Below are 1,049 nucleotides of genomic sequence, written 5' to 3' on the forward strand. Positions count from 1 at the left end.
GGCTTTGTTGCGCAAAAGGTGCTTTGGGTATAGTTCCCCTTTCCTTGGACAGACTTATCCTGCGGCCATTGTCGTGGGCGTGCCGAGAGCCGTGTAACGGTTCATGACGGCGCAGCGGATTTGGATCTCGGCGACCTGCCGGTCGAAGTCCCGCGCCATGAGGCTCTGACCCAGACGTTTTACACAATGCATCTTTGCCTCGATGCGGCTTCGGCGGTGGTACCCGCTCCATCGTCGCCAGATCGCCGGACCGAGATATTTGACGGCCCGGAGGATTTCGTTGCGGGCGCACGCGCCGGCAGTTGTCGGCTTCCAGGGTTGGGCATTCTTGCGCGGCGGGATGATCGCCTCTGCCCCTCGATCCGCAATTGCGTCATGGCACTTGCGGGTATCAAAAGCCCCGTCGCCAGTCACGGAGCCGATGTCCTCATCGGGTGGGATCTGGCTGAGCAATTCCGGTAACATCGGCGCATCACCGATATCGCTCCCGGTCGCCTCGACGGCCCGCACCTCCAGCGTTTCCTCATCGACCGCGATGTGAACCTTGCGCCAGATGCGCCGCTTGGTGCCACCGTGCTTGCGGGCATTCCACTCGCCTTCGCCCTCCGCCTTGATGCCGGTGCTGTCGATCAGCAGGTGTAACGGGCCGTGGCCACCCCGATAGGGAATATCCACCGTCAGGGTCTTCTGTCGGCGGCATAGCGTGCTGTAATCCGGAACCGCCCAGTCCAGCCCCGCCAGACCGAGCAGACTTTCGACAAAGCCCGTCACCTGCCGCAACGGCATGCCAAACTGCACTTTCAGCGTCAGGCAAGCCTGGATGGCCGCATCGCTGTAAGCTTGCTGGCGGCCTCGTTTGCCGCTCGGAGGCGGCGACCAGATCATCGACGGATCAAACCAGATCGTCAGCGAGCCACGTCGCTTCAGGGCAGAATTATAGGACGACCAGTTCGTGGTCTTGTATCTCGTCGGGGTCCAGCTGCTCATGCCCAAAGGTATCACGCTGGATTCGCAAGATGAATCCCGTCAGCCATTTGCGCAACAAAGCC

The 1,049-nt window shown here is 61.3% G+C and carries 1 protein-coding gene; it reads right to left on the bottom strand.

The window, feature by feature from the left end:
* Nucleotides 1-54 precede the first annotated feature (54 nt).
* The gene (locus ACDP63_RS24975; protein ID WP_409928869.1) at nt 55-987 is read right to left on the bottom strand and encodes an IS5 family transposase; all 933 of its coding nucleotides are present in this window, start codon (nt 985-987) and stop codon (nt 55-57) included.
* Nucleotides 988-1,049: the final 62 nt, after the last annotated feature.

The sequence above is a fragment of the Paracoccus sp. P2 genome (assembly GCF_046335115.1).
GTDB lineage: Bacteria > Pseudomonadota > Alphaproteobacteria > Rhodobacterales > Rhodobacteraceae > Paracoccus > Paracoccus pantotrophus.